Below are 24,632 nucleotides of genomic sequence, written 5' to 3' on the forward strand. Positions count from 1 at the left end.
CGCATGGGCGCTGAGCGATGTTGTAGAAACTGTGCGGCCTGTGCGCAAGCGATCCGGCGCGTGGCCTACCCGTTTGCAAAAATACCTACCCGCGTGAGGGCGCGATGTCGCGGAGACGCTTTAAGCCCATCTGGCCCATATTTGAGGCCAGATCGAGGCGCAGAATATCAACGAAATGATCCAGGCCCTTGGGGCCGAGGGCGGCCAGCGCATAATGCCAGGGCCGCGCCATCATCACGAAGCTCGCGCCCAGAGACAGCGCGCGCAGGATGTCCAGCCCGCCTTGTGCGCCGCTATCCATCACAAGCGGCAGGGCGGTGGCGGCGCGGATCTCGGGCAGCACCTCAATCGTGGGGCGCACGCCGTCAAACTGCCGCCCGCCATGGTTGGAAATCCACAATGCGTCTACGCCTGCGGCCTCCAGTCGGGGCACAAAGGAGGCTTCCATCACACCTTTGACGACGAACGGGCCGTCCCATGCATCGCGCAGCCATCTGAGATAATCCCAATCAGGCGAGGTGCGCAGCAGGTAGCCTGCATGGGCGTGGCTTGGCTGCCCCTTGTGGGCGGCGCCTGCGTAATCGTCGATCATCCGCATCCGGGGCATCCCCATCTGCGCCATGCCCGCCGCCCACGCGGGACGCATCACCACCTGTGCCAGAAGGCGCGGGGTGAGGCGGGGCGGCTGTGTGAGGCCCGAGCGCACCTGCCGCTCGCGCCGCGACGCGACAGGCACATCCACGGTCAGCACGAGGGTCTTGAAGCCCGCCGCCTTGGCCCGGCGTAGCATGTCGGCCCGTATCTCCGGGTCGCGCGGGGGATAGAGCTGAAACCACGCATCGCCGCCTGCCAGCGGCCCAATGGTTTCGGGCGTCTGCGCAGCCACGGTCGACAGCGTATAGGGCAGGCCATGGCGCGCCGCGGTGCGGGCCAGATGCCGCTCCGCATCGGGCCAGATCAGGCCGGACATGCCCACGGGGCCAATGCCAAAGGGCAAAGGCATATCGCGGCCCAAAAGAGGGAGAGAGAGGTCGGGCTCAAATTCACCATGCAGGATGGAGGGCGGCAGGGGGATGGCGGCGAAAGCGGCCTCATTTGCGTGACGCGCATGCTCGGCCCCGGTGCCGCTGTCGAGATATTCCCACACAAAGCGCGGCAGGCGCCGCTTTGCGCGGGCACGCAGATAGCTGAGGGCGGGGTATTTTGCGTGCAGATCCATGCGCGCGTTCATGCCCTGTGGCGCGCGGTCTTGTCCAGACGCGCTGCACCACGGATTTATGGGTGTGCACAGAGGCTTCACAGAGGTTGCACAGTTGCTGTGCGGGTTTGGGGATTTGATAGGCCCGGTTTGGCGGCTATTTTCAGCCAAACCTCCGCCCGTATTCAGGGGCGTAATTAAAACGCAATGAAAGGACGCAGCATGAGTTGGAACCCAACGCTGGAGCCACACTGCCCCGAGGCAGGTCGCCTTGATGATATCGAGACGCTGATCGTGCCACGTGCGCGCGATCTGGGCGGGTTCGAGGTGCGCCGTGCGCTGCCCGCGCCCCAGCGGCAGATGGTCGGGCCTTTCGTGTTTTTCGATCAGATGGGGCCTGCGGAGTTCTTGACCGGCAAGGGGATCGATGTGCGCCCGCATCCACATATCGGCCTTGGCACGGTGACCTATCTCTATGACGGAGAGTTTCAGCACCGCGACAGCCTCGGCACCGATCAGATGATTTATCCCGGTGAGGTCAACTGGATGGTCGCAGGCCAAGGCGTGACGCATTCCGAGCGCACCAGCGAGGCGACCCGCCAAGGGCGCTCCAAGCTCTTTGGCATTCAGACCTGGGTCGCCCTGCCCGAGGATGCAGAGGACAATCCGGCAAGTTTTGAGCATCACGCCGAGGCCGCGCTGCCGTTTCTGGAGGGCGAGGGCAAGGAGCTGCGCCTGATCATGGGGCGCGGCTGGGGCGAGACGGCGCCTGTGGGGACGTTCTCGGATATGTTCTATGCCGATGTGGTGCTGCAGGCGGGGGCAATGTTGCCGCTGCCGGAGGATCATGAGGATCGGGGTGTTTACGTCACGCAAGGCGCGGTTGAGGTGGCGGGCCAGAGCTTTGAGGCGGGTCGTATGATGGTTTTTCGCCCCGGCGATGCGATCACGCTCAAGGCCGGGCCGCAGGGTGCGCGGCTGATGGCGCTGGGCGGTGAGACGCTGAACGGGCCGCGCTATCTTTGGTGGAATTTCGTCGCCTCCAGCGAGGAAAAGATCGAGGCGGCAAAAGAGGCATGGGCCAAGGGCGATTGGGCACATGGGCGGTTCCAACTGCCACCCGGCGACGCCGCCGAGTTCATCCCGCTGCCCTGAGCCGCCGCTCTGGCCTGAGCCGCCCTTGCGCCACGCTGTCACCTGCTATGCGCGCAAGGCCTCTCGACATTCGGTGCGGATTGTCTTTTGCATGATCCATGGATGCAGAGCAAACCGCGCGCCCCGGCTGGGGTATTTTCTGGATGATCGTCACGGGGCTGTGCTTTGTGGCGGTCACGGCGCTGGTGAAAATCCTCGGCACGCGCATCCCTGCGCCCGAGGCGGCCTTCCTGCGCTATCTGCTCGGCCTCGTGTTCCTGATCCCGATGGCGGGGCCGATGCTGCGCGCGCCGCTCACCCGGCGGCTCTGGGGGCTTTTTGCGGCGCGCGGGGCGGTTCACACCATCGGTGTCGCACTTTGGTTTTACGCCATGGCGCGCATCCCAATCGCGGATGTGACGGCGATGAATTACCTCTCACCCATCTATGTCACGCTGGGTGCGGTGTTTTTCTTGGGCGAAAAGCTTGCCTTTCGCAGGGTGCTGGCGGTGGTTTTTGCCCTTATCGGGGCGCTTATCATCCTGCGGCCCGGATTTCGCGAAGTGGGCTCAGGCCATCTGGCGATGATCTTCACGGCGATCTTTTTCGGCGCGTCCTATCTTCTGGCCAAAATGGCCAGTGGCAAGGTCAGCCCGGCTGTGGTCGTGGGGATGCTGTCGATTTTCGTGACCATCGGGCTGGCCCCTCTGGCGCTGATGAACTGGGTCACGCCGACCCTGTGGGAACTTGCCATCCTCTTTGCCGTCGCGTGTTTCGCGACGCTGGGCCACTACACCATGACGCTGGCCTTCCGGGCAGCACCGCTGGCTGTGACGCAACCTGCGACCTTTCTTCAGCTGGTCTGGGCGGTGTCACTTGGCGCGCTTTTCTTCGGCGAAGGGGTGGACCCGTTCGTCGTGTTGGGCGGTCTGGTGATCGTGGGCTCGGTCAGCTTCATCTCGTGGCGCGAGGCGGTGCTGAAGCGGCGCGCAGTAACCCCGTCGATGCATCAGACCAAGGGGTGATTTGAAACGCTATTAGCGTGTCGGTATTATGTCCGTATCACGACGGCGTTTGCGTGGCGCCAATGCGGCTTTTCAACCCTTGATTGAATCAATGCGTTGCCAGATCATGCAAGCTTGGCTAGCATTTCTCCAATTGTGGGAGATGTGACATGCAAGACAAGCCCGACTTCATAATCAGCGGAGATCATGCCCGCCTCTTTCCCGTGCTGGCAGAGACCAGCAAGGAACGGCGCGTAGCGTCGATATTTTTGGCCGTGATGAGCCAGATACCGGCGCTGTCTGAGGATTTGTTGGGATCTGTTGGCGTCAGGAGCGGCAAACGAACCAAAGTGCGCACCTTTACGGAGGTCGTCCTCAAGGTGGAAACCGCGAGCGGCTGTCGCCCCGATGGCTTGATCGTTGTGGATACTGGTCGCACGCAATGGACGGCCCTAGTGGAAGCAAAGATTGGCAAGAACGACCTTGGAGACGAGCAGGTTCAAAAATATGTCGAGCTTGCCAAGGCAAACGGACTCAATGCCGTCATCACAATTTCAAATCAGTTTGTCGCGCGGGCCGATCATTCGCCGGTGAATGTGCCAAAAACACTGCTCAGGAAGGTTGATCTGTTTCATTGGTCATGGGCCCGGCTTGCGACATTGTGCGAGATTCTTGCGTATCAAGAGGCGGTTGATGATCAGGAACAGCTCTATCTTCTGGAACAGTTCAATGATTTCCTTGCGCATCCGGCGACGGGGGTTGAGCGGTTCACGCAAATGGCGGCACCTTGGAAAGACGTTTGCCAAGCTGTGACCAATGACGAGACGCTGAAGAAGAGTGCCCCCGAAGTGGAGGCCGTGGCGGGAAGCTGGCTGGCGGAGGAGCGTGATTTGTGCCTGCATATGTCCAGCTATGTCGGGCAGCAGGTGGAGGCCCGGATACCGCGAAAACACATTGATGACCCCGCAGTCAGGCTGAAATCCGAGATCGACAAGCTTGTTTCAAAGCATCTTTTGGATTCGACCTTCCGGATCCCAAATTGCGCATCTGATATTGATGTATGCGCCGATCTGGCGCGTCGAACAGTGTCCGTTTCGATGACGGTAAAAGCGCGTGCTGACCGCGTTTCGACCAAAGCGCGGGTGAATTGGCTTTTGGGGATGCTGCCAGATGATGATGACCGACTGCTGGTGCGGGCTCATTGGCCGGGCAGCGGCTCTCCTACGATGAAAGAGGTGGTTGCGCTGCGAAAGGATCCGGCCTCGATCCAGTCCACCAACCCTGAGAGCGCGCCGCATAGCTTTGAGGTTTTGTTAGTGGAGCGGTTGGGCGCGCGTTTTTCAGGGCGCAAGACATTCATTGAGGATCTGGAGCGTATTGTGACCACCTTCTACGATCTTGTCGGATCGCGTCTGAAAGCGTGGCAAGCGCCGCCGCCACAGGCTATCAAATCACGGTCGGACCCTTCTCCGGGAGAGTTGGAGATGGACGATCTGCAAGAGGGGGGTGCTTTGCCCGAGGCCCGCTGAGCAAAGCTCGTTCAACCCTTTCGCATAAAAAAAACCCGAGCCGTTTGGCCCGGGGTTTTTTAAATTCATAGCCTCAGGCGCATAGGGCCTTAGGCAAACCACCAACGCTCGGCCCAGCGTTCGCCGTCCATATCCCAGTTGGAGGCCATCGCATCTGGCGTGCCGATATCTGCGGTGGTCGCGAAGACGTAGTTGGCGAACATCGGGATGATGATCGAGCCTTGGGTGCTGACGATCTCCTGCATCTCGAAATACTGTGCCTGCCGTTTGACCGGGTCCAGCTCGGCGCGCGCTTGCACCAGCAGCTCGTCGAAGCGGTCGTTGCACCAGAACCCGTCATTCCATTCGACGCCGCACGCATAGGCTGTCGAGAACATCTGGTCCTGCACGGGACGTCCGCCCCAATAGACCGCCGAGAAGGGCTTTTTCATCCAGACATCGGACCAATAGCCATCGTTGGGTTCGCGCACGACGGTGAGGTCAATGCCCGCTTCCTTGGCGGAGTTCTGGAACAGCACGCCTGCATCCACCGCGCCGGGGAAGGCCGCATCGGCCACCGAGAGCGAGACTTCGAGGCTGTCGAGGCCTGCTTCCTTGAGGTGGAACTTGGCCTTGTCCGGGTCGAATGTCTTTTGCTCCAACTCGGTGTTGAAATAGAGCTGGCCCTGACCAATCGGAACATCGTTGCCGACGGACCCGTAACCGAAGAGGATTTTTTCGACCATTTCCTCGCGGTTGATCGCGTGTTTCAGGGCGAGGCGCACATTGTTGTCGTCGAAGGGCGCCTGATTGGCGGACATCGCGAAGGTAAAGTGCTGTGTGCCAGCGACGGAGGCGATTTTGATATTCTGATTACGCTCCAGAAGGCTGACGGTTTTCAGGTCAACCCGGTCAATCGCGTGCACATCGCCGGACACAAGCGCCGTCGTGCGGGCGTTTTGGTCCACAAGCGCCAGCATTTCGATGCTGTCGAACCATGCCACATCATCGCGCCAGTGGTTGGGGTTACGGCTCATCGTGACCGACACACCGGGGTTGAAATCATCCAGAACGTAGCTGCCGCAGCCATCGCCGGATTCCCAGTCAATGCCGCCGCCTTCTTTGGCGGGGTGAATTGTCAGGTGATAATCGCTGAGGATGAACGGGAAGTCTGCATTGCCGCCATCAAGATCGAATACGACAGTGTCGCCATCGATGCTGATATTCTGAACCGGGGCCACGATGGGACCCGCCGCCGAGGTGCTGTCCGCGCCGCGGTGAAAGCTGATCGAGGCGGCCACATCGGCGGGGGTCACCGACTTGCCCGAGTGGAACGTCATGCCGGAGCGGATCTTGAAGCGCCATTGGGTCGCGTCATCGCTGGCTTCCCAGCTTTCTGCAACTTCGCCCGCGACGGAGCCATCGGGCATCACTTCTGTCAGGCGGCCATGAATGGCGTGGGCCATGCCGTTGGTGAAGCCGTTTTCCCACGTGCCCGGGTTGAGGTTATCCGTGGTTTGGCCGTGGCCTTTGCCGACGCGCAGGTGACCGCCACGCTTGGGGGTGGCCTTCGCGCTGATCGGCAGAGTTGCCAGAGCGGCCCCTGCCGCAGTGGTCTTCAGAAATCCGCGACGATCGAGCCGGGCGCTGTGCAAAAGTGACATGATGTGGTCTTCTCCCAGTGTTGTTTTCTGACCCGGCTGAGCACCTTCATACAAAGATACAAGCCGGTATTTTTATGTGTCCCTCATCCGGCTGGCGCCGATTTAGGTTCTGATGCCGCTTTCAATGGCGGGCTTGGCGCAAATGTACGCGCGCTCTACGATGTTATTATGACATAAGGCGCTTGTCCAATGACATGTAAACGGACGTAGTGAGGCTCTGACAGGCGTTGGCGGTGCCTTTGGGAAATCCGGCCCGTATTTTGCGGGGCTCGGGAATGAAAGCAAGACAATGAGCAAGCCTAACATTCTGATTTTCATGGTGGATCAGCTGAACGGGACGCTGTTCCCCGATGGCCCGGCTGAGTGGCTGCATGCGCCCAATCTCAAGCGCCTCGCGGCCCGCTCCACCCGGTTTGCCAATGCCTATACGGCCAGCCCGCTTTGTGCGCCGGGGCGGGCAAGCTTTATGTCGGGGCTTTTGCCGTCGCGCAGCCGGGTCTATGACAATGCCGCCGAATTTGCCGCCGACATCCCGACTTACGCGCATCATTTGCGCCGTGCGGGGTATCACACATGTCTGTCGGGCAAGATGCATTTTGTCGGCCCCGATCAGATGCACGGGTTTGAGGAGCGGCTGACCACGGATATCTACCCCGCTGATTTCGGATGGACGCCGGATTACCGCAAACCCGGTGAGCGGATCGAGTGGTGGTATCACAATATGGGCAGCGTGACGGGCGCAGGCGTGGCCGAGATTTCCAACCAGATGGAATATGATGATGAGGTCGCCTATGAGGCCACCCGCAAGGTCTATGATCTGGCGCGTGGTCACGATACGCGGCCATGGTGCCTGACAGTCAGCTTCACCCACCCGCATGATCCTTATGTGGCGCGGCGCAAATACTGGGACTTGTATGAGGATTGCGAGCATCTGCTGCCTGAGGTTCCTGCGATGGATTACGACGATCACGATCCCCATTCACAGCGCATTTTCGATGCCAATGATTGGCGCAGTTTTGACATCACCGAAGATCATATTCGCCGGGCGCGGCGGGCTTACTTTGCCAATATCTCCTACTTGGATGACAAAATCGGTGAGGTGTTGGAGGCGCTTGAGGCGACCCGGCAAGAGGCGATTATCCTCTTTGTCTCGGATCATGGCGATATGCTGGGCGAGCGGGGGTTGTGGTTCAAGATGAGCTTTCTTGAGGGCTCCGCCCGCGTGCCGATGATGATTGCGGCCCCCGGTATGGCGCCGGGGCTGGTGCATGATCCGGTGAGCAACATTGATGTGTGCCCGACACTTTGCGATCTGGCTGGTGTGGATATATCTGAGGTGGCCCCGTGGGTGGCGGGCGAGAGCCTTGTGCCCTTGGGGCAGGGAGGCGAGCGCGACAGCCCTGTGGCGATGGAATACGCGGCTGAGGCGTCTTATGCGCCGATGGTTTCGCTGCGCTACAAGCGGTGGAAATACAATCGTTGCGCGCTGGACCCCGATCAGCTTTTCGATCTGGAGGCGGATCCGCATGAGTTGGTGAATTTGGCTGGCGACCCGGCTCATGCGGGCACTTTGGCGCAGCTTCAGGCCAAGGCCGAGGCGCGTTGGGATCTGGGCGCGTTTGACGCCGCCGTACGTGAGAGCCAGGCCCGCCGTTGGGTGGTCTATGAGGCGCTGCGGGAGGGGGGATATTATCCGTGGGAGTATCAACCCCTCAAGAAAGCGTCGGAGCGGTACATGCGCAATCATATGGACCTCAACGAGGTGGAGGAGCGGCAGCGCTTTCCGCGAGGGGAATAGGGGTGCGGCGTGGTTGGCTCTCGAACATTGATCCGGATCAAAGCGACGCGTCCCGCGGAGCTCTAGCGTGAGATGTTATTATGAAAAGGGAGCCACCAGATGTCATCCAACACCCCCCATGAGCTGCACGAGGAATTCCCCGAGCATTCCGCGAAAATCAGTGAGCTGAAGCAATCGGACGCGCATTTTGCGCGGCTGGCGGAGGAGTATCACACGATCAACCGCGCCGTGCACCGCGCCGAGACGAATGTGGAGCCGATGGATAGCTTTGCCGAGGGCGAGATGCGCAAAAAACGCGGCGCGCTCAAGGATGAGCTTTACCGGATGCTCAGCGCCTGATCGGCTGCGCGTCGATAAACGCCCAAATCTGGCGCAGCACATCGCTGCGCCACAGATCGTTATGACCGCCGGCTTGGACCTCGATCATCTGCTTGGCGGCTGAGCCTGCGGCGGCGTGAACGGCGCGCCCTTGCGCGACCGGGATCAGCGTGTCTTGCGTGCCGTGGATGATCATCAGCGGGGCGGTGAGGGATTGAGCGTGTTCCGCGCTGTTCCAGATATTTTGCATTTGCGGGATGAGCGATGTGAATTGCGGCGCGGAGACCCGCACCACATCGGGCAGGGAGGTGTAGGGCGCTTCCAGCACAACGCCCAAGGGCTGCTGTCGCGTGTCAGCGATCAGGCGGAGGGCCACGCCAGACCCAAGGCTTTCGCCAAAAAGGATCACGTCCGCCGGGGCGAGGCCAGGGATGAGATCACCCAAAGACCCGTAAAGGCGCGCCATATCGGCGGCGATGAGCGCCTCGGACGGGATTCCACCGCTGCCTGAGGAGCCGCGATAAGCGGGCGCGATGAGGCCGTATCCGCGCTCTAGAAACTGCTCGAACCGGCCTGCGCGATTGGCCAGATTGCCCGCGTTGCCGTGAAGATAAAGGATCACGGGCTTGCCCGACTCTGGTGGGGTCACCCAGAGAATATGGCGCACGCCGCCGTGGCTTTGCAGCACCTCTTGGGCGGGGATGCCTGCGGCGGTTGGGCTTATGCGGGTGGCGTCAAACGGGTAGACCGCACGCCGCTCCAGCCCTTCAAGGCTCAGCCATCCGCCCGCCCCCAAGATCGTTATGAGGGCGGTGAAGAGGCCTGCGCGCCTAAGCGACGTCATAGGGCAGCACGCCGCGCGTGTCTTCGGGGATCGAAAGCCGCCGCTCCAAGGGCGGGATGGCGCGCTGATGGCAATTCGTGCGCTCGCAGATGCGGCAGGAGATGCCGATGGGCTCAAACGCGGCGGGGGTGGAGAGGTCGAGATTGTCGGCATAGACCAGCGCGCTTGCGTGGCGCACCTCACAGCCCAGAGCGATGGCAAAGCGCCGCACGGGCGCTCCGAAATGACCGCCCGGTTTGCTCACATCGCGCGCGAGGTTGATGTAGCGCACACCGTCCGGCGTCTCGGCCAGTTGGCGCAGGAAGCGCCCGGGCGTCTCAAAAGCGCGGTGCACGTTCCACAAAGGGCAGGCACCGCCAAAGCGCGCAAATTGCAGCCGCGTGGCCGAGTGACGTTTGGTGATCGTGCCCGCCTGATCCACCCGCACGAAGAAGAACGGCACCCCCTTCGCGCCGGGCCGCTGAAGCGTGGCGAGGCGGTGCGCGACTTGTTCAATGGACGCGCCAAAGCGGTGGGACAGCACCTCCAGATCATGGCGATAGGTCTGGGCCGCCTCCAAGAAGGGCGCGTAGGGCATCATCGCTGCCCCGGCATAGTAATTCGCAAGGCCGATCTTGGCGATGGCGCGCGCCTCGCTGGATTGGAACCGGGCAAGGTCAAGCGTTGCCTCAAAAAGCTGTTCCTGCGTCAGGAGGGCCAGTTGCAAGAGCATCTGGAAGCTGCGCGTCTCGGGCGCGGTGCGCGACGAGAGGTACAGGACACCCTCTGCGCGGTCGAGACGGCGGAGCGTATCGCTCTCGATATGGGAAACGGATATGCCTAACTCCGACAGTCCGTGGCGAGCGCGGGCGTAAGGCGTCATTTGTGACGGGCCTTCCGTCCCGAACCGTTCGGCGGCGTGATCCACTGCGTCGATGTAGTTGTCGCAGTAATGGAAGAAATCACGCACCTCGTTCCATGGGCTTTGTTGCGCACCGGCATCGTCACGGCCAAGGGCTTCGTCCAGCGAGGCAAGACGCTCATGCGTCTGGCGATAGGCGCTGTGCAACTCCAGAAACGCGCGCGCGAGGGCGGGGGCGTTGGAGGCGGTGAGACGCAGATCAGCCAAGGGTGGCGGGTCGGCGAAGACCGGATCGGCCAGCGCCTCTCGCATGTCGCTCACCATCCGCTCGGCGTCACCTGTGCTCAGCTCGGTCACATCAAACCCGAATTCCTGTGCGAGGGCGAGAACGACTGTTGTGGAGAGCGGGCGGTTATTGTTCTCCATTTGGTTGAGATAGGGCAGGGAAATGCCCAAACGTGCCGCGAAATCCTTCTGGGTCAGGGCAAGGCGTTGGCGGGTCTCGCGCAACTTTGCCCCGGCATAGAGTTTTTTGGACGGCATGGCGGCTCTGATCTCGCGGATTGGCTTTGCAGTTTAGCAGTGCGGCAAGATTAGGTTTGCAAACCTAAGGGCGCAAGGGGTTTCAGGACCGCGCCAGCCGCGCCCCGCGCTGCATCACGAAAAGGATCGTGCCCACCGCCAAAATCGCCGTGATCAGCATGATCCACAAAAGCGGGAAGGCACCAGACCCTTCGGTCAGCATCAAGCCCGCCAGCGCCGAAAGCGCCGCGCCGCCGCCGATCATCAACGCGCCGGAAAGCCCGCTTGCCGTGCCCGCCAGATGTGGGCGCACCGACAAAGCCCCTGCCGTGGCGTTGGGAATGACCATGCCGTTGCCTAGCCCCATAAAGATCATCAGGCCAAAAAAGCTGAGCGCGCTGCCATGCCCCATGTAGAAAAGGGCGAGGTTGAGGGAAATGCCAACTGCGTTGATGATCGTGCCCCAAAGCACCATCGGGTTCACGCCCACCCGTACCGAAAACCGCCCCGACAGGAAGTTGCCCGCGAAATACCCAATCGCGGGCGCGCCGAAATAAAGCCCGACCTCGGCCGGCGCGAGCCCGAAGACGTGATCGCCCACGTAAGGCGCGCCGCCTAGATAGGCAAAGAACGACCCCGACGACAGGGCTGAGGCCATGGAATATCCCCAGAAGCGCGGGGAGCGGAAAAGTTGAGGATATTCGCGGAATTGCGCACCCATGGTGAGGGTGCTTTTCGCGGCGGTCTCTCCCAGGTCCTTCCAGACCAGTGCGAAGAGCATCGCGCCCATGATGGCAAGAAGCCAGAAATTGGACTGCCAGCCGAATTGCTCATCCAGAAGGCCGCCAAAGGCAGGGCCAATCATCGGTACCACGGCCATCCCCATCGTGACATAACCGATCATCGACGCCGCCTGATCCTGCGGGACCATGTCACGCACGATGGCGCGGCTGAGCACCATGGCCACCACGATCGTTGCCTGCACCATGCGAAACGCCAAGAACACCCATTCCGACGTGGCCAGTGCACAGCCCACCGAGGCCAGTACAAAAACCGCCGTGCCCGCAAGAATCACAGGGCGGCGGCCCAGCTTATCCGAGATGGGTCCGAGCAGGATCTGAAGCACAGCATTCACCGCAAGATAAAGCGCCACGGAGAGTTGCAGCAGGCGGTAATCAGCCTCGAAAAAATCGGCCATGCCGGGCAGGGACGGCAAGAACACATTCAGCGCCAGCGTCGAGATACCCGCCATCAGGATCAACGTGGCGATATGCGGGGGGGTGGTGCGATCTAGGAAGCGGGGTGGGACACTCATCGCCTATGTCTCGGGGATTTGGCGCAGGGGTGCAAGCAGACAGGTGGGGTTAGCAAGTTTGCGACTTAGCGACGTTTTCTTTGCAAGGCTTTGCAAATTTGCCGTATTTCGCTTCCCCTCGCGCGCCAGTCCCCCTAGTTTGCTGCAAAATCCGATGGGAGACGATCATGAAAGATATCCTGCAAACACTCGAAGACCGCCGTGAGATGGCGCGCGCAGGCGGCGGTGAACGCCGCGTTGCCGCACAGCATGCGAAAGGCAAGCTCACCGCGCGCGAGCGGGTGGAGCTTTTGCTCGACGAGGGCAGCTTTGAGGAGTTCGATATGTTCGTGGCCCATCGCTGCGTCGATTTCGGGATGCAGGACGAGCGCCCCTACGGCGATGGGGTGATCACGGGCTGGGGCACTATCAACGGTCGAATGGTCTATGTCTTCTCTCAGGATTTCACTGTTTTGGGTGGCTCGGTGTCGGAAACACACGCCAAGAAAATCTGCAAGATCATGGATATGGCCATGCAAAACGGCGCGCCCGTGATCGGCATAAACGATTCGGGCGGCGCGCGCATTCAGGAAGGCGTGGATAGTCTGGCGGGCTACGGTGATGTTTTTCAGCGCAACATCATGGCCTCTGGCGTGGTCCCGCAGATCTCGGTGATCATGGGGCCGTGCGCAGGCGGCGCGGTCTATTCGCCCGCCATGACCGACTTTATCTTCATGGTCAAAGACAGCTCTTACATGTTCGTCACCGGCCCCGATGTGGTCAAGACCGTTACCAACGAGCAGGTCACGGCAGAAGAACTGGGCGGCGCCTCCACCCATACGAAAAAATCCTCCGTCGCTGATGCGGCGTTTGAAAACGATGTGGAGGCGCTGGCCGAAGTCCGCCGTCTGGTCGATTTCCTGCCCTCGTCCAACCGCGAAAAGCCGCCCGTGCGCCCCTTCTTTGATGAGCCGGGCCGGATCGAGCCGTCGCTCGACACGCTGGTGCCTGACAATCCCAACACGCCCTACGATATGAAAGAGCTGATCACCAAGCTCGCCGATGAAGGTGATTTCTACGAGATCCAAGAGGATTTTGCCAAAAACATGATCACCGGCTTCATCCGCCTAGAAGGGCAGACCGTGGGTGTGGTCGCCAACCAACCCATGGTGCTGGCGGGATGCCTTGATATCGACAGCTCGCGCAAGGCCGCGCGCTTCGTGCGCTTTTGTGACTGCTTCGAGATCCCGCTGCTGACTCTGGTGGACGTCCCCGGCTTCCTGCCCGGCGTGACGCAGGAATATAACGGCGTGATCAAACACGGTGCCAAACTGCTCTTTGCCTATGGTGAAGCCACGGTGCCCAAGGTCACGGTCATCACCCGCAAGGCCTATGGTGGTGCTTACGTGGTCATGGCGTCCAAACACTTGGCGGCCGATTTCAACTACGCCTGGCCCACCTCCGAGATTGCCGTGATGGGGGCGAAGGGTGCCACCGAAATCATCCACCGCAAGGATCGCGACGACCCCGAAAAGCTCGCCGCCCACACCAAGGATTACGAGGATCGCTTTGCAAATCCTTTCGTGGCCGCCGAACGCGGCTTCGTGGACGAGGTCATCATGCCCCAATCCACCCGCAAACGTGTCAGCCGCGCCTTCGCCTCCCTGCGCGACAAGCAATCCGATATGCCATGGAAAAAGCACGATAATATCCCGCTTTAATCCGCTTCTTCTTGCCTCAAATATCCCCGCCGGAGGCGCACAGCTGCCACAGGCGGGCCGATTGGAAAGACGCATATGACCCTGATCTCTGCCTTTCAGCCAGCGTTGCCAACACTTGGCTCTGCGCTGTGAGCGATCGCTTCCATACCCATCGGGACGGCGCATGTCTGTTGCATGCGCGGTGCGTGCCCGTGCGCTGGGATGTGGAGGCGCGGGCGGTCTTTCCAGATGGCGCGCGGGGGCGGCTGGCGGTGCAGGTGCGGCAGGACATGTGGCGCGGTTTGCGCCGCTTGCGCGGCTTTGCGCCCGCGGTGGAGGTGGTGCGCCGGGACGGCGCTTTGCATCTGCGCGCGGGCGGGCAGGTGGCGGGTGCAGTCCCCCCCGGCACGGCGGAGCGGATCGCAGACCTGTTGGACAGCCGTCCGCATCGCACCCGCTGGCTGAGGGGCGCGCGATGAGCCGGTTTGCCACGATCACAGCGGCTTCGAGCATCGCCCTGCCTGCCGCGGCGCAGGAGGAGGTAGAGCCTTTGCGCGTCAAACTTCCCTCCGGGCTTGAGGCAGAGCTTTTGGAGGTGTTGAGCGGGCCGTCCGCTTCGGGTCTGGTTTACCGCTTCCGCTTTGTCGCCGAAGGCTTCACGCCAAGCGATGAGACAGTTGAATTGGTGCAGCTTGATTTGCAATATCTGTGCGATGCCTATGCCTTGGACCGGCTGCCCGAAATTGGGCCCAAGCCCTCGCAGATCATCATCTCTTTGGCAGATCGGCCCACTGAGTTCGGTATGGCGGATTCACGCGCACGGCAGGTTTTTGCAGCTTTCAGCCCCGTAGGCAGCGCCTGTATCTGGGAGATGTTTTAATGCACATACAACATCTTGAGGGCCAAAGCTCAGGCCAGTCCTCTTTTGAGGCTTTCGCGTCACAAAGCCTGTGGATAACTTTGCCTATATATCCATCTTCCCTTCTACCGTGTATTATGAACTCTGCTTGCACCCAAGCAATACAGACCTTCAGAATGGGGCAGGTTGGGGGCTTTGCCCTTGTTAAACCCCAGATAAACGACAGGAGAATTGAATGTCGAACAGTATCAAAAGCGTTATCGCGCTCGGCCTCATGGTCGTCGCGGCGGCCTGTGCCAAGGCACCAGAAGAAGATTTCGTTGTCATTGAGCCGGAGCCCATTTCGATGGAGCCCGTATCGACAGGCAAATACGGCAGCAAATACTAAGCCATCTGACCTTATGACGCTGGGGCAGGCTGCAAGGCCTGCCCTCCGCATCTTCCTGTCACGCGCGTCCGCGCCCCAACCTGAGGGGCGCGTTTGATGTTGCCACCGATGACCAAGCATCGCGGCTTTCCAGGCCGCCTTCCCAGCAGCGATTTTCAGTTCACCATCCGCCGCGCCAATCCCAAAGGCGCCACGGAACTTATCCGGCGCGAGCGTTATGCCGATCGCAGGCCTGCGGACCGGCGCGCTGATGCGGGTTTCGTGCGCGCGATCTGGGACTGCTTTGGCGACACTCCCTTTGAGCGGGGCAATCTCGATAGCGGTCGGCTGAGCTGGCTCTTTGGCCGCGAGGTGCTGCCTGCGGAAGATCCGTTCGATCCCCAAAGCTATGAGGCGCTGCTTGTGCTCGACCTGGCTGCGGCGCGGCGGGCCTTCCCGGATGTGTTCAAGGACCTAGGCTGATGGAATCATTGGCATATGCTCAGCTTGATGCGCGAGATTCGGCCCAAAAAATGGGCGGTGGCGGGAATTCGCGCAGAGCGTGCATTTCTGCGCAAAATGCAGCCGAAAATTTTGAGCCTGCGGCGGGGTGCTTGGCGCGCCCGGCCGGCGATGCCAATGTCGGTGTAGTAGTGGCGGGTCTTCCCCAAGGGCCCGGGACATATCGTCTTAACCGTTACCCTTCCCCTGATGGGCGGCGTGGCATCCCCAAGTGCGCGCCGCCCTTTTTTCTTTTTAGATCAGTGTTCTACTTCGATAAGCGGAGCTTTGCGCATATCGCCCGTCTGGCGCAAGCAGGCTTTGACGTCAGTCCGTCTATGGCCTCATGTGAGTGTTACGTCACCACTCACAACACGCGAGGCTTAACATGCGCAGACCCTTCCAATCGTTCTTCGTCCTTCTGGCGGCAGGCACTCTTGCGGCTTGCGGCGACACTTTGCCCGAACAGGCGATCATTGGCGCGGGCGCAGGGGCTGGCACGGCGGCAGTTCTCAGCGGCAGTGTTCTGGCAGGTGCCGCAGTGGGCGCGGCTGGAAATGTTGCGTATTGCCAGACCTTCCCGGATCGCTGCTGAAAGTCGCACGGCCCTAGCACGCCCTCAGGGGCCTCGTTTTTATCAGCAACCATCCGCGCTTTTTCGCGCGGGTGGTTTTTTGTATTCCAGCGCCTGCATCTTTGGACGCAGCGCCGCACTGACACCTTAAAGGGGACGATATATGTTCAAGAAAATCCTGATCGCCAATCGTGGTGAGATTGCCTGCCGGGTCATCAAGACCGCCCGCCAGATGGGCATCAAGACGGTTGCCATCTACTCGGACGCGGACCGCAATGCGCTGCATGTGCGCATGGCCGATGAGGCGATTCACATTGGCCCGCCCCCTGCCAATGAAAGCTATATCGTGATCGACAAGGTGATGGATGCCGTGCGCCAATCGGGCGCGGAGGCGGTGCATCCGGGTTACGGCTTTCTCAGCGAGAACTCCAAATTTGCCGAGGCGCTGGCCGCCGAAGGTGTGGCCTTTATCGGGCCGCCCGTTGGCGCGATTGAGAAGATGGGTGACAAGATCACCTCCAAGAAAATCGCGCAGGAGGCGGGTGTCAGCACTGTGCCGGGCTATATGGGTCTGATTGAGGACGCCGAGGACGCGGTGAAAATCTCCAACGAGGTTGGCTATCCTGTGATGATCAAAGCCTCTGCTGGCGGCGGCGGCAAGGGGATGCGTATCGCATGGAACGATACGGAGGCGCGTGAGGGGTTCCAAAGCTCAAAGAATGAGGCGGCCAACAGCTTTGGCGATGATCGCATCTTCATTGAGAAATTCGTAACCCAACCGCGCCATATTGAGATTCAGGTGCTGTGCGACAGCCATGGCAACGGGGTTTACCTGCATGAGCGGGAATGCTCGATCCAGCGACGTAACCAGAAGGTTGTGGAGGAGGCGCCGAGCCCCTTCCTTGACGAAAAAACCCGCGCCGCGATGGGTGCGCAATCGCTCGCGCTTGCCCATGCCGTTGGCTATGCCAGCGCGGGTACCGTGGAGTTTATCGTCGATGGGGAGCGGAATTTCTACTTCCTTGAGATGAATACGCGCCTTCAGGTGGAGCATCCGGTGACCGAGTTGATCACGGGCGTGGATCTCGTGGAGCAGATGATCCGCGTGGCGTATGGCGAGGTTTTGAGCCTCAAACAGGAGGATATGAAGATCAACGGCTGGGCCATCGAGAACCGTCTTTATGCGGAGGACCCGTATCGCGGCTTCCTGCCGTCGATTGGGCGTCTCACGCGCTATCGCCCGCCCGAAGAAGTAGCCGGTGCCACGGCTGTGGTGCGCAATGATACAGGCGTTTATGAGGGGGGCGAGATTTCGATGTATTATGATCCGATGATTGCCAAGCTCTGCACTTGGGCACCCACGCGGCTGGAAGCGATTGAGGAAATGCGCGTCGCGCTCGATAGTTTTGAGGTCGAAGGAATCGGGCATAACCTGCCCTTCCTGAGTGCGGTGATGGATCACCCGATCTTCGTGGCGGGCGACATGACCACCGCCTTTATCGAAGAGCAATACCCCGACGGGTTCGAGGGGGCGACGTTGGAAGAGGGCGCACTGCGCCGGATTGCGGCGTCTTGTGCTGCCATGCACCGTGTTGCCGAAATTCGCCGCACGCGGGTGTCGGGCCGGATGGACAATCACGAGCGCAAAGTGGGCGATGATTGGAACGTGGCCGTGCAGGGGATGAGCTTTGACGTGGTCGTCTCGGCCTATCCCGGAGGTGCTAACGTGAGTTTTGGCGATGGGACGGTCATGAAGGTGACCAGCGATTGGACACCGGGACAGAGCCTGGCGATGATCGACGTGGATGGCACGCCGCTGGTGCTGAAGGTTGGCAAGGTTTCGGGGGGCTTCCGTATCCGCAGCCGTGGCGCGGACCTCAAAGTGCATGTGCGCACGCCACGTCAGGCCGAGCTGGCCGCTTTGATGCCTGAGAAAGTGCCTGCCGATACGTCCAAAATGCTGCTTTGCCCAATGCCCGGCCTGATCGTGTCCGTCGCGGTCGCGGTTGGTGACGAGGTACAGGAGGGGCAGGCGCTTTGCACTGTAGAGGCGATGAAGATGGAGAATATTCTGCGCGCGGAGCGGAAATCCACCGTCACCAAGATCAATGCTGGCGCAGGCGACAGCCTTGCGGTGGATGATGTGATCATGGAGTTCGAATGAGGGCATGATCCCGCGCGTGATCTTCCTTGCTGCGTCTGCGGCCATGGTGCTGGGCGCGTGTCAGCGCGCCGAGGAGGGGGAGTTGCGCGCGCAGGTCGAAGGCTGGCTTTCGGTTGGGGAGACCGTTTCGTTTGCGTCCACGCGGGCCTGTGCGGCGGCGGCCTACCGGCTGGTGGATACGCAGCTGAAATCCGCGGTGCGGGTTGTGGGCGACGTGCCCAGTGCGGCACGTATGCTGGCAGAGGGGCGTGTCGTGGCGATAGATGCGCCTGGGCTCACCCCGGATGCAGCGCTTCTGGCGCTGATTGACGCCGATTTGGGGCTGGGGATGCGGCTGCGTATCTCGGGGCTTGAGGCGCGGGCCTGTATGGACGCAGGCGTCGAGGATGCGTTTTTCCGCGCCCTGAGCAAGCCGGGCGCGGTGGTCATTCTGGATCCGCGGGAGCGGATCGTCGCCTTGGTGGACCGCGAGGCGCGGCTCCTTATCGTGGCGATCGGGACGGATACATGAGCGCTCAGCTTGCTTCGCGCCGTTCACGGACCTCTTGCTGGCGCATCGGCAGCTTGTCGATGGTGCGTGTGATCTCGCGCACATCCCACGGGCTTGGCTTGCGCAGATATATCGTGCCGTCCTTGACGATCAGCGCGAGCATGAAGCCGCGTGGGCGCAGCTTGGTGCGCAGCGCGCTTTGCGTATCGGGGTCCGTGTCGGTGAGGATCACCACGTCGCGGGCTTCAAGTTCGTCCAGCCGCGCGTTCAGGAATTCCATCTGCTGGAGAAAGCGTGGGTCATCTGCACTGTCGGCAAAGACGATCAGTGGGCGCTTTTTCCATAGAAATTCGTTCAAATCGATATCAGTGCCGTCCACAAAAATATCAGTGCCGGGCAGTGTGACAGCCTCTTGGGCCATTGCGGGGGCGCTGAGAAACCCAGCAAAAACAAGAGTTAGTAGGTATTTCATCGTCTCTCCTCTGACCCACGATATAGGGGCGCGGGGGGCGATTGCGAAGGCAAAATGCAAAGCCTGGCCACAAAAACCTGAATTAAGCGCATGGTCAGCTTTGGTGGCTAGCCATGGATGACACCATTCATCACACCCCGCAAGGCGGGGAGTCGCGATATAAGGCACGCAGGACCATGGATATTTTATTGCATCTCGGGGCGCATAGAACGGCCTCAACCAGCTTTCAGCACTATCTCCGGCGCAATGTCGCGCGGCTGGAAGCGGGTGGCACGGCGGTCTGGGGGCCGCAGGTGACGCGCAACGGGTTGTTGACCGGCGCGCTTCCCATGCCGGGCATTATGAGTGCGGCAGAGCAGTTCACGCGCGCGAAGGGCCGTGTTTCGCTCGCTCTGGCCAAGGCTGAGGGGGCGGGTGCGCATCGAGTGGTCATGACCGATGAGAATCTCATTGGGGCCACGCGCCGTAACCTGCGTGATATGCGGCTTTATCCCGGAGCGGGTGAGCGGCTGGCACGATATTACGGTGTTCTGGGCGGTCGGTTGCGCCGGGTGGTGTTTTCAATCCGGTCTCAGGACGTGTATTGGAACTCCTGCCTTGCTTTTTCGGCGGCGCGCGGCGGATATGTGCCCGGTCCGGTGGAGCGTGCGCATATCGCTGGTGATACGCGGACTTGGCGCGATGTGATCACGGATATGGCCTGTGCGCTGCCGGGGGTGGAGATCATTGTCGCCCCCTATGAGACGTTTGGCGGATTACCGGAGCATAAACTGGCGCTGCTTCTGGGCGATGAGGCGCGCGCAATGCCGCGCTGCCATGCGCGCGAATTGCTCAACGCCTCGCCGGATTTGCCTGCGCTGCGGGCTGCTTTGCAGGCACGCGGTGCCGATTGGCGACAGTTGCCTGAGGGGGAGGGGTCTTGGCAGATCTTTTCCCAAGCGGAGCGCGTGGCGCTGCGTGAAGCCTACGCCGATGATCTTTTCTGGCTGCGCGCGGGCGCGGACGGGCTGGCCACACTGACAGAGAAAACCGACCTGGCAGGCGCGGGGATAACACCGCCCACCACGGTCCTGACAAGAGGACAAGAGGATGACACAGAACGAAGGCGCATGGCGTAAGCTGGCTGAAAAAGAGCTGCGGGGCCGCCCGGTCGAAGACCTCACGTGGAAGACGATTGAGGGCATCGACGTCAAGCCGCTCTACACGGCCGAGGATGTCGAGAGATTGCCGCATATGGGCGGTATCCCCGGCGAGGCGCCTTTTACCCGCGGTGTGAAGGCCACCATGTATGCGGGGCGCCCCTGGACGATCCGGCAGTATGCGGGTTTCTCTACGGCTGAGGAATCCAACGCCTTTTACCGCCGCAATCTGGATGCGGGTCAGCAGGGCGTCTCGGTCGCGTTTGATCTGGCCACGCACCGGGGCTATGACAGCGATCATGAGCGGGTTGAGGGCGATGTTGGCAAGGCCGGTGTCGCGATTGATTCCGTTGAGGATATGAAAATCCTCTTTGACGGTATCCCGCTCGATAAAGTCTCCGTGTCGATGACGATGAATGGGGCTGTGATCCCGATTTTGGCGAGTTTCATCGTCGCAGGCGAAGAGCAGGGGCATGACAAGAGCCTTTTGGCGGGCACCATTCAGAACGACATTCTCAAAGAATTCATGGTGCGTAACACCTATATTTACCCACCTGAGCCGTCGATGCGGATCGTGTCGGACATCATCGAATACACCTCTGCTCAGATGCCGAAATTCAACTCTATTTCGATCTCCGGCTACCACATGCAGGAGGCGGGCGCGAACCTTGTGCAGGAGCTTGCGTTCACCCTTGCGGATGGGAAGGAATATGTGCGCGCCGCCGTGGAGGCGGGGATGGACGTGGATGCCTTCGCCGGACGGCTCAGCTTTTTCTTCGCCATCGGGATGAATTTCTTCATGGAAGCGGCGAAGCTCAGGGCCGCGCGGATGCTGTGGCACCGGATCATGACCGAGGCGGGCGCGAAGTCTGATCGCTCCAAGATGTTGCGCACCCATTGTCAGACCTCTGGTGTGAGCCTTCAGGAGCAAGACCCCTATAACAACGTGATCCGCACCGCATATGAGGCGATGAGCGCGGTTCTGGGCGGCACGCAGTCGCTGCACACCAATGCGCTGGACGAGGCGATTGCCCTGCCCACGGATTTCAGCGCACGGATTGCCCGCAACACGCAGCTGATCCTGCAAGAGGAGACGGGCGTGACCAATGTGGTCGATCCTTTGGCGGGCTCTTACTATGTTGAGGCGCTCACCAATGAACTGGCCGAAGCGGCGTGGAAGATCATTGAAGAGGTGGACGAGATGGGGGGCATGACCAAAGCGGTAGCGTCTGGCATGCCCAAGCTGCGCATTGAGGAATCCGCAGCCACCCGGCAGGCGATGATCGACCGGGGCGACGAGGTTGTTGTTGGCGTGAACAAGTACCGCAAGGCCAACGAAGACCCGATTGATATTCTGGACGTGGATAATGTGGCTGTGCGCCTGAGCCAGATCAAGCGGCTTGAGGGCATCCGCGCGAGCCGCGATCAGGCGGCGTGCGATGCGGCACTGGCCGAGATGGAACGCCGCGCGGCAGAGGGTGGTAATTTGCTTGAAGCGGCGGTTGCGGCTGCGCGGGCGCGGGCAACCGTGGGAGAGATCAGCATGAGCATGGAAAAGGTATTTGGGCGGCACCGCGCCGAGGTAAAGACATTGGCGGGTGTTTATGGCGCGGCCTATGAGGGCGATGCGGGCTTTGCGGCCATTCAGGCCGATGTTGAGGCCTTTGCCGAAGAAGAGGGGCGGCGCCCGCGGATGCTGGTCGTGAAGATGGGTCAGGACGGGCATGACCGAGGCGCCAAGGTGATCGCCACGGCATTCGCCGATATCGGCTTTGATGTGGATGTGGGGCCTTTGTTCCAGACGCCTGCGGAGGCCGCACAGGATGCCGTTGATAACGACGTGCATGTGATCGGGATCAGCTCTCAGGCGGCCGGACACAAGACGCTTGCGCCCAAGCTGATTGATGCGCTGCGCGCGGCGGGCGCTGGTGATATTCTGGTGATCTGTGGTGGCGTCATTCCTCAGCAGGATTATGATTTCCTGATGAAGGCGGGCGTAAAGGCGATCTTTGGGCCGGGCACGAATATTCCCGAGGCGGCGCAGGATATCCTGAAGCTGATCCGGGCAGCGCGGAGTTAGGACTGCGCTGACAGTTCTGGCAACATTGGGCGCGCTTCACTTTGTGGGGCGCGCTTTTTTTGTATGCGCGATATAGACTCTCGGCATTTTGCTTTGCAAACCGCCTGCCGCTTCGGGGAGAGTGTTTGGATACTGAGAGTCACTTTGATTTGCAAAGTGTCTTTGGTGGCGTGGGGGAGACTCGAACTCCCGACCTAACGATTATGAGTCGTTCGCTCTAACCAACTGAGCTACCGCGCCTTCGGCGTGTGGGGTATGTCAGAGGCGCGGCCTCGTCAAGGCGGAAATTGGCGCAAGCTTATGGGGTTGAGCGTTTGCTGGACTGGCTCTGTCACGCGGTAAGGCATCAGGCGGGGTCGGGCATAGTTCAGGGGGAGGGGCGCCTCCATATCTGCGCCCTTGACGCGGCGGGGCAATTTGCGGCAAGCCGCTGACAATTCATTTCAAAGGCGGTAGATTGACGCGCATGTCATTATGGACACGCATCACCGAGGCGGTTTCTGCCCTTGCCAAAGGCGAGGGCCTGTCTGCCGTTTTCGACAAGCTGCGCGCCCCGCCGGAGCGCAGTGTCGCGTTTACGATTGCGGTGATTGCGCTGAGCGCGAAGATGGCGAAGGCGGATGGGCTTGTCACCCGCGATGAGGTGACAGCGTTTCGCGAGGTGTTTCAGATCGCGCAGGCCGATGAGGCGGGGGCTGCCAAGGTCTTTAACCTCGCGCGGCAGGACGTGGCGGGATTTGAGGAATACGCGACTCGGATCAAGGCGATGTTCGGCGATGAGACGGATGCGCTGAGTGATCTTCTGGAGGGGCTTTTCCATATCGCGATGGCGGATGGCGAATATCACCCGAAAGAGGACGTATTTCTGGGCCGTGTGTGCGAGATTTTCGGGCTGACCGAGCGGTGTTTTACCACCATGCGCAGCCGATTTGTGCCTGATGCCAAGCCTGACCCCTATACGGTTTTGGGGGTGGAACCAGACACACCTCTGGAGGAGATCCGCCGCGCCTATCGCCGGATGGTGCGCGAGACACACCCGGATGTGATGCAGGCGCGCGGCGTGCCCGCAGAGGCGGCGCGGCTGGCCGAAAAGCGGATGGTCGACATCAACCGCGCATGGGATGAGATCAAACAGGCCGCCCCGGCGTGAGGATCGCCACATACAACATCGAATGGTTCAACGCCCTCTTTGATGACGCGGGCGCGCCTTTGGCTGATGGGGAGTGGTCGGGTCGTTGGAACGTGACACGAGCGGCACAGTTGGAGGCGGTGGCCCATGTGCTACGCACGCTCGACGCCGATGCGGTGATGATCATCGAGGCCCCCGATACCAGCCACAAGCGCAGCGCCACCGCCGCGCTTGAACAGTTTGCTGCATGGGCGGGTCTCAGGGCGCGCAAGGCGGTTCTGGGGTTCGAGAATGACACTCAGCAGGAGATCGCGCTGATCTATGATCCTGATCGGCTGAGCGCAGAACATGACCCGCAGGAGACCACCGACGCGCCGCGATTTGATGGCGTGCTGCGGATTGATCTCGATGTGGATGCGCGCGAGGATCATGTGCGCTTTTCCAAGCCGCCTTTGGAGCTGGCTCTTCGGGAGGCTGATGGGGCCGTGCTGCGTCTCATCGGGGCGCATCTGAAGTCCAAAGCACCACATGGGGCAGGGGACGCACGTTCGGTGCTGAAGGCGTCCATCGCCAACCGGCGCAAGCAATTGGCGCAGGCGATCTGGCTCAGGCGGCGCACGGAGCAGCACCTGGCGGCGGGTGAGCCACTGATCGTTTTGGGTGATCTCAATGACGGGCCGGGGCTCGATGCGTATGAGCATCTTTTCGGGCGGTCCTCGGTGGAGATCGTTCTGGGCGAGGGGCAGGTGCCTCAGCTTTATGATCCCCATGCACGGCAGGCTTTGGCGCAGAAGATCGGTGCGGTGCACACCACGTCGCGCTTTTTCATGCGGCATGAGAAGCGGTATATGCAGGCGCTGCTCGATTATATCATGGTCTCGCCCGAAGTGATGGCACGTACGCCCATCTGGCGCATCTGGCATCCGTTCGATGATCCGGAGTGTTGGGATGACAAGGCGCTGGGCGCGGCGCTTCTTGCGGCGTCAGACCATTTTCCCGTTACGTTGGATATTGGGCCCGCCTCTTAAAATC

23 protein-coding genes and 1 tRNA gene are annotated in these 24,632 nt (G+C 60.9%); 17 read left to right on the forward strand and 7 right to left on the reverse strand.

Going from position 1 to position 24,632, the window contains the following annotated elements; all coding sequences use genetic code 11:
* Positions 1-85: 85 nt before the first annotated feature.
* On the reverse strand, positions 86-1,219 hold the full coding sequence (locus tag KUD11_RS09935) for an alpha-hydroxy acid oxidase (protein ID WP_181375343.1): 1,134 nt from the start codon (positions 1,217-1,219) through the stop codon (positions 86-88).
* A 201-nt stretch (positions 1,220-1,420) separates the two neighbouring features.
* On the opposite strand from KUD11_RS09935, the gene KUD11_RS09940 reads away from it, so the two are divergent.
* The 3 genes from KUD11_RS09940 to KUD11_RS09950 all read left to right on the forward strand — a co-directional run bounded on the left by KUD11_RS09940 (position 1,421) and on the right by KUD11_RS09950 (position 4,865).
* On the forward strand, positions 1,421-2,353 hold the full coding sequence (locus tag KUD11_RS09940; protein ID WP_109387980.1) for a pirin family protein: 933 nt from the start codon (positions 1,421-1,423) through the stop codon (positions 2,351-2,353).
* 98 nt (positions 2,354-2,451) lie between these two features.
* Positions 2,452-3,357 carry a DMT family transporter gene (locus KUD11_RS09945; RefSeq protein WP_109384836.1) on the forward strand — a complete coding sequence of 302 codons (906 nt, stop codon included), beginning with the start codon at positions 2,452-2,454 and terminating at the stop codon, positions 3,355-3,357.
* A gap of 149 nt (positions 3,358-3,506) precedes the next feature.
* Complete coding sequence (locus KUD11_RS09950; protein WP_109384835.1) at positions 3,507-4,865, forward strand: hypothetical protein; 1,359 nt, start codon at positions 3,507-3,509, stop codon at positions 4,863-4,865.
* Positions 4,866-4,954: 89 nt separating this feature from the next.
* On the opposite strand, the gene KUD11_RS09955 is transcribed toward KUD11_RS09950, so the two are convergent.
* Entirely contained in the window at positions 4,955-6,508 is a 1,554-nt protein-coding gene (locus tag KUD11_RS09955) for an ABC transporter substrate-binding protein (protein WP_109384834.1), read from the reverse strand.
* A 289-nt stretch (positions 6,509-6,797) separates the two neighbouring features.
* On the opposite strand from KUD11_RS09955, the gene betC reads away from it, so the two are divergent.
* Entirely contained in the window at positions 6,798-8,306 is a 1,509-nt protein-coding gene (gene betC, locus KUD11_RS09960) for a choline-sulfatase (RefSeq protein WP_109384833.1), read from the forward strand.
* Positions 8,307-8,405: 99 nt separating this feature from the next.
* Positions 8,406-8,645 carry a YdcH family protein gene (locus KUD11_RS09965; RefSeq protein WP_109384832.1) on the forward strand — a complete coding sequence of 80 codons (240 nt, stop codon included), beginning with the start codon at positions 8,406-8,408 and terminating at the stop codon, positions 8,643-8,645.
* Here the strand turns inward: KUD11_RS09965 and KUD11_RS09970 are convergent.
* The 3 genes from KUD11_RS09970 to KUD11_RS09980 form a co-directional block, all read right to left on the reverse strand.
* Positions 8,635-9,468 (reverse strand): alpha/beta hydrolase, encoded by an 834-nt coding sequence (locus tag KUD11_RS09970; protein WP_109384831.1) that lies wholly within the window; start codon positions 9,466-9,468, stop codon positions 8,635-8,637. The two genes, KUD11_RS09965 and KUD11_RS09970, sit on opposite strands and share 11 nt — an antisense overlap.
* Positions 9,455-10,852: a helix-turn-helix domain-containing protein gene (locus tag KUD11_RS09975; protein WP_109384830.1), complete on the reverse strand. Its 1,398-nt coding sequence runs from the start codon at positions 10,850-10,852 to the stop codon at positions 9,455-9,457. Before KUD11_RS09975 ends, KUD11_RS09970 begins: the two co-directional genes overlap by 14 nt.
* A gap of 82 nt (positions 10,853-10,934) precedes the next feature.
* Positions 10,935-12,146: a multidrug effflux MFS transporter gene (locus KUD11_RS09980; protein WP_109384829.1), complete on the reverse strand. Its 1,212-nt coding sequence runs from the start codon at positions 12,144-12,146 to the stop codon at positions 10,935-10,937.
* A 167-nt stretch (positions 12,147-12,313) separates the two neighbouring features.
* On the opposite strand from KUD11_RS09980, the gene KUD11_RS09985 reads away from it, so the two are divergent.
* From KUD11_RS09985 to KUD11_RS10020, 8 genes are all read left to right on the forward strand, one after another.
* Positions 12,314-13,846, forward strand: a complete 1,533-nt coding sequence (locus tag KUD11_RS09985) for an acyl-CoA carboxylase subunit beta (RefSeq protein ID WP_109384828.1) — start codon at positions 12,314-12,316, stop codon at positions 13,844-13,846.
* Positions 13,847-13,974: 128 nt separating this feature from the next.
* Entirely contained in the window at positions 13,975-14,304 is a 330-nt protein-coding gene (locus KUD11_RS09990) for a hypothetical protein (RefSeq protein ID WP_109384827.1), read from the forward strand.
* Entirely contained in the window at positions 14,301-14,705 is a 405-nt protein-coding gene (locus KUD11_RS09995) for a DUF6497 family protein (RefSeq protein WP_109384826.1), read from the forward strand. The genes KUD11_RS09990 and KUD11_RS09995 overlap by 4 nt, the downstream gene beginning before the upstream one ends.
* A 214-nt stretch (positions 14,706-14,919) precedes the next feature.
* Positions 14,920-15,072 (forward strand): hypothetical protein, encoded by a 153-nt coding sequence (locus KUD11_RS10000; RefSeq protein WP_181375271.1) that lies wholly within the window; start codon positions 14,920-14,922, stop codon positions 15,070-15,072.
* 108 nt (positions 15,073-15,180) lie between these two features.
* Entirely contained in the window at positions 15,181-15,534 is a 354-nt protein-coding gene (locus KUD11_RS10005; protein ID WP_109384825.1) for a hypothetical protein, read from the forward strand.
* Between the two features lie 406 nt (positions 15,535-15,940).
* Complete coding sequence (locus tag KUD11_RS10010) at positions 15,941-16,147, forward strand: hypothetical protein (RefSeq protein ID WP_109384824.1); 207 nt, start codon at positions 15,941-15,943, stop codon at positions 16,145-16,147.
* A 142-nt stretch (positions 16,148-16,289) separates the two neighbouring features.
* Positions 16,290-18,290: an acetyl-CoA carboxylase biotin carboxylase subunit gene (locus KUD11_RS10015; RefSeq protein WP_109384823.1), complete on the forward strand. Its 2,001-nt coding sequence runs from the start codon at positions 16,290-16,292 to the stop codon at positions 18,288-18,290.
* A gap of 4 nt (positions 18,291-18,294) precedes the next feature.
* Positions 18,295-18,801, forward strand: coding sequence for a hypothetical protein (locus KUD11_RS10020; protein WP_109384822.1), 507 nt, complete (start codon positions 18,295-18,297; stop codon positions 18,799-18,801).
* 4 nt (positions 18,802-18,805) lie between these two features.
* Here KUD11_RS10020 and KUD11_RS10025 read toward each other — a convergent pair whose 3' ends face one another.
* Complete coding sequence (locus KUD11_RS10025; RefSeq protein WP_109384821.1) at positions 18,806-19,252, reverse strand: DUF4174 domain-containing protein; 447 nt, start codon at positions 19,250-19,252, stop codon at positions 18,806-18,808.
* A 176-nt stretch (positions 19,253-19,428) separates the two neighbouring features.
* On the opposite strand from KUD11_RS10025, the gene KUD11_RS10030 reads away from it, so the two are divergent.
* Together KUD11_RS10030 and scpA are read left to right on the forward strand one after the other, a co-directional pair.
* Positions 19,429-20,370, forward strand: a complete 942-nt coding sequence (locus KUD11_RS10030) for a hypothetical protein (RefSeq protein WP_109387978.1) — start codon at positions 19,429-19,431, stop codon at positions 20,368-20,370.
* The gene (gene scpA, locus KUD11_RS10035) at positions 20,342-22,471 is read left to right on the forward strand and encodes a methylmalonyl-CoA mutase (RefSeq protein WP_109384820.1); all 2,130 of its coding nucleotides are present in this window, start codon (positions 20,342-20,344) and stop codon (positions 22,469-22,471) included. Before KUD11_RS10030 ends, scpA begins: the two co-directional genes overlap by 29 nt.
* A gap of 163 nt (positions 22,472-22,634) precedes the next feature.
* On the opposite strand, the gene KUD11_RS10040 is transcribed toward scpA, so the two are convergent.
* Positions 22,635-22,711 (reverse strand) — tRNA-Met (locus KUD11_RS10040).
* Positions 22,712-22,937: 226 nt separating this feature from the next.
* On the opposite strand from KUD11_RS10040, the gene KUD11_RS10045 reads away from it, so the two are divergent.
* Positions 22,938-23,621 (forward strand): molecular chaperone DjiA, encoded by a 684-nt coding sequence (locus KUD11_RS10045; RefSeq protein WP_109384819.1) that lies wholly within the window; start codon positions 22,938-22,940, stop codon positions 23,619-23,621.
* Complete coding sequence (locus tag KUD11_RS10050; RefSeq protein WP_109384818.1) at positions 23,618-24,628, forward strand: endonuclease/exonuclease/phosphatase family protein; 1,011 nt, start codon at positions 23,618-23,620, stop codon at positions 24,626-24,628. Before KUD11_RS10045 ends, KUD11_RS10050 begins: the two co-directional genes overlap by 4 nt.
* Positions 24,629-24,632 lie beyond the last annotated feature (4 nt).

This window comes from Roseovarius carneus (genome assembly GCF_020141465.1).
In the GTDB taxonomy this organism is placed as follows: domain Bacteria; phylum Pseudomonadota; class Alphaproteobacteria; order Rhodobacterales; family Rhodobacteraceae; genus Roseovarius; species Roseovarius carneus.